Annotated in this window: 3 protein-coding genes; 2 read left to right on the top strand and 1 reads right to left on the bottom strand. The window is 60.8% G+C overall.

Annotated features, from left to right (window positions below; translation table 11 throughout):
• Nucleotides 1-66 precede the first annotated feature (66 nt).
• The gene (gene macA, locus AB4N44_RS05075; protein WP_455806904.1) at nt 67-1,215 is read left to right on the top strand and encodes a macrolide transporter subunit MacA; all 1,149 of its coding nucleotides are present in this window, start codon (nt 67-69) and stop codon (nt 1,213-1,215) included.
• Between the two features lie 2 nt (nt 1,216-1,217).
• Nucleotides 1,218-3,176 (top strand): MacB family efflux pump subunit, encoded by a 1,959-nt coding sequence (locus AB4N44_RS05070; protein WP_127928524.1) that lies wholly within the window; start codon nt 1,218-1,220, stop codon nt 3,174-3,176.
• 260 nt (nt 3,177-3,436) lie between these two features.
• Here the strand turns inward: AB4N44_RS05070 and AB4N44_RS05065 are convergent, their stop codons facing one another.
• Nucleotides 3,437-4,183, bottom strand: a complete 747-nt coding sequence (locus AB4N44_RS05065; RefSeq protein WP_150750917.1) for a response regulator transcription factor — start codon at nt 4,181-4,183, stop codon at nt 3,437-3,439.
• Nucleotides 4,184-4,273: the final 90 nt, after the last annotated feature.

Here is a 4,273-nt window from a genome sequence, read left to right as displayed (position 1 = left end):
TTGTTGTTTATCTACCAGAGCCCGGCCGCTGGCCGGGTTCACCCCTGAACGGACTTGTGGTCATTTATGGAAAAGTCGAAGTTGCGCAAAGTCGGTATGGGTTTGGCGTTAGTGGCAGTAGCGGGATTGGCGTTCTACGCGGTGCAGGCACCGGCCGAGGCGCCGCAATACCTGACCGCGCCGGTGGAACGCAGTGACATTGAAAACGCGGTGCTCGCTACCGGGTTGCTCGAAGGCATCAAACAAGTGGACGTCGGCGCGCAGGTGTCCGGGCAATTGAAGTCGCTCAAGGTCAAGGTCGGCGACAAGGTGAAGAAGGGCCAGTGGCTGGCGGAAATCGATCCGCTGGTGTTGCAGAATACGCTGCGTCAGGCCCAGGTCGATGAGGAGAACCTGCAGGCGCAAAAACGCGCGACCCAGGCTCAACTGAGGCAGACCAAAGCGATTTACGAGCGCTACAAGAACTTGCAGGACGACGCGTCGATCTCGCGCCAGGATTTTGAAAACGCCGAGTCGAACTATCAGGTGCAGCAGGCCAATCTGATGTCGCTGGATGCGCAGATCAAAAGCGCGCATATCCAGATCGACACGGCCAAGGTCAATCTGGCGTATACGCGCATCGTCGCGCCAATCGATGGCGACGTGGTCGGCGTGGTCACTCAAGAGGGGCAAACGGTGATCGCCAGCCAACTGGCGCCGGTCCTGCTGAAACTGGCGGATCTGGACACCATGACGGTGAAAGCGCAGGTGTCCGAAGCCGACGTGATTCACATCGCCCCGGGGCAAGAGGTGTATTTCACCATTCTCGGCGAGGACAAACGCTACTACGCGAAACTGCGCGGCACGGACCCGGCGCCGCAGAACTTCCTCGAAACGCCACCCGCCGGCACGCCGAAGCAAAGTAGCGCGGTGTTCTACAACGCCTTGTTCGAGGTGCCGAACCCCGACCATCGTTTGCGCATTTCGATGACCGCGCAGGTGCGCATTATCCTCGACACCGCCAAGTCGGTGCTGACCGTACCGGTGGCGGCGCTCGGGCCGCGCAATGCCGATGGCAGTTTTCCGGTACGGGTGCTGGACGCCAACGGCCACGCGCAGTCGCGCAATGTGCAGACCGGGATCAACAACAACGTCAAAGTGCAGATCAATGGCGGTCTGGCCGAAGGCGATCGTGTGGTGATCGGTGATCCGTTGACCAATGTGGCAGGGGCCTGAACATGACTGAACCACTGCTACAGCTGACCGGCATCACCCGCAGTTTCACCGCTGGCGACCGCGAGTTTCTGGCGCTGAAGAACATCAATCTGACGATCAATGCCGGGGAAATGGTCGCGATTATCGGCGCCTCGGGTTCTGGCAAATCGACGCTGATGAACATCCTCGGCTGCCTCGACTATGCCACCGCCGGCAGCTACAAAATCAACGGCCAGGAAACCCGCGATCTGGACAATCAGGCCCTGGCCGAGCTGCGCCGCGACTACTTCGGTTTCATCTTCCAGCGTTACCACTTGCTGCCGCATTTGAGTGCGATGCACAACGTCGAGATGCCGGCGATTTACGCCGGCACGCCGCAGCTTCAGCGTCATGCCCGCGCCCGTGAATTGTTAGCGCGGCTGGGTCTGGAAGGGCATTTGACGCATCGGCCGAGCCAGCTTTCCGGCGGTCAGCAGCAGCGCGTGAGTATCGCCCGGGCTTTGATGAATGGCGGCGAAGTGATCCTCGCCGACGAACCGACCGGCGCTCTCGACACGGCCAGCGGCAAGGAGGTGATGCGCATCCTCCTGGAGCTGCACGCGGCGGGGCACACGGTGATTCTGGTGACCCACGACCCGAAAGTCGCGGCCAATGCCGAACGCATCATCGAAGTCAGCGACGGCGAAATCCTCAGCGACCGCGCCAACGAACGCGACACCACGCACCTGCTCAGCGATGAACCGGTGGCCCCGAAAGCCACCGCCTCACGGCGTCTGGTCGCCAGCCTCGGGCTGTTCAAAGAGGCGTTCGCCATGGCCTGGGTGGCGTTGATCTCGCACCGCATGCGCACCTTGCTGACCATGCTCGGCATCGTCATTGGCATCACTTCGGTGGTGTCGATTTCGGCGGTGGGCGAGGGCGCGAAGAACTATGTGCTCAAGGACATCGCCGCCATCGGCAGCAATACCATCGATGTCTATCCGGGCAGCAGTTATGGCGACAAACGTGCCGCCGCTATCGAAACCCTGACACCGGCCGATGTCACCGCGCTGAATCAGTTGTATTACGTCGACAGTGCCACGCCGATGATCGGCCGCAGCCTGTTGCTGCGCTACCGCAATATCGACCTGGATGCGCAGGTCAACGGCGTCAGCGATCAGTACTTCAAGGTGCGCGGGATCAAGATGGCCGCCGGCATCCCCTTCAGCGAAAGCGATGCGCGGCGCCAGGCGCAAGTGGTGGTCATCGATCACAACACCCGGCAGCGTTTGTTCGGGCAAGACGTCGATCCGTTGGGCCAGGTGATCCTGATCGGCAACCTGCCGTGCACGGTAATCGGCGTGGCCGCGCAGGATAAAAGCCTGTTCGCCTCGGGCAAGACCCTCAACGTCTGGGTGCCTTATGAAACGGCGGCCGGGCGGGTGTTGGGCCAGCGTTATCTGGACAGCATCAGCGTGCGCATGAAGGACGGCCAGCCGAGCAAAGTGGTGGAAGAACACGTCACTCAACTGTTGCTGCAACGCCACGGCACCAAGGATTTCTTCACCAACAACCTCGACAGCGTCTTGCAGACCGTGCAGAAAACCAGTCGCTCACTGGCGTTGTTGCTGTCGCTGATTGCGGTGATTTCCCTGGTGGTGGGCGGTATCGGGGTAATGAACATCATGCTGGTGTCGGTGACCGAGCGTACGCGGGAGATCGGTATTCGCATGGCGGTGGGCGCGCGGCAGTCGGACATTCGTCAGCAGTTTCTGGTGGAGGCGGTGATGGTGTGTCTGTTGGGCGGGGCGATCGGGATTTCCCTGTCGTATGCGATCGGGCATCTGTTTTCGGTGTTTATCAAGGAATGGGAGATGGTGTTTTCGCTGGCGTCGGTGCTGACGGCGGTGGTGTGCTCGACGTTGATCGGCATTGTTTTTGGCTTTGTGCCGGCGCGGAATGCTTCGCGGCTTGATCCGATTGAGGCGTTGGCGCGGGATTAAAAGCTGACCCTCACCCTAGCCCTCTCCCGGAGGGAGAGGGGACTGACTGCGGTGTTTGCTGGAAATGCACCGACGTGGGACAGCGAGCCGAACTCAGGTTTTGAAAAGCACAAAGATCGGCTCAAAAGTCGAACTCAGTTTCGAATTCAACCGAGATCGGCTCCCTTTCCCCCTCGCCCCCCTTGGGGGGAGAGGGCTGGGGTGAGGGGGGAATCTCACTGACACACCCAAGAAACCGAAACTCTCACTATCCTTGCGTATCACGCCGCACTCGACGCCAACGCCTCCAACGGCGAATACATCCAGCGCATCAACGAATGCCGTCCGCTGATACCCAACTTGATCGCCGCCCGTTTCAGATAGCTCTCAACGGTGTTGACCTTCAGCGCTAACTGCTCGGCCAATTCCGGCGCCGTGCGCCCGGCGAGCAGGCCGACACACACTTCGGTTTCGCGGTTCGACAGACTCAGCCCCAGTTGCTCCAGACGCTCGTCAAAGCGCAAGCGCAAGGTTTCCAGGCCGCTGCCTTCTGCGGACTCGGGTGGGCTTTGTGGATCAGGGCTGGCCGGTTGCAGGGCGTTGATGTGTTTTTCCACCATCGGCAGCAGCACCGGGGAGATGTCCTGCAACAGGCTGCGCTCCTGCGCGGAAAAGCGCTGCGACTCGCCGTTGCGGTACACCGAAATCACGTAGCGGTAGCCGTCCTTGCGCCGGGTCAGGTGCAGTTGCGAGGCGTCCGCGCTGGTCGCGGCCGGCGGATTCTGTAAGTGGTGGGCCGCCGCACTGTGTTCGGAAAACACCGTTTCGGCGAGCAGGGCCGGCTCTTTCAGCGGCTCCGGCTCACTGCGGCTCGACGCGCGGCCCAGCGGTTCGACACGCATCTGCCGGATGTGCGTGGCGTCTACCGCCAGTTGCGTCAGGATCAGGTCATGCAGCATGCGCGGAAAGTGTCGGCTGCCGGTGCTGGCGATGACCTTGCCGATGTGGGGGAACAAGTGTGAATTCATATGCGTGTCATCCCTGAGAGGCGTTAATTCAAAAACGTCTGCAGCACTGTCGACGATCTCCTTGGTCGACGAAATACCGCAGACTTGGAT

The organism is Pseudomonas sp. S3_C06 (assembly GCF_054667675.1).
This window is presented reverse-complemented; position numbering and strand designations above follow the sequence as displayed.

Coding starts and splice junctions, on each gene's coding strand:
- macA (WP_455806904.1), top strand. CDS start 67: ATGGAAAAGTCGAAGTTGCGCAAAGTCGGTATGGGTTTGGCGTTAGTG.
- AB4N44_RS05070 (WP_127928524.1), top strand. CDS start 1,218: ATGACTGAACCACTGCTACAGCTGACCGGCATCACCCGCAGTTTCACC.
- AB4N44_RS05065 (WP_150750917.1), bottom strand. CDS start 4,183: ATGAATTCACACTTGTTCCCCCACATCGGCAAGGTCATCGCCAGCACC.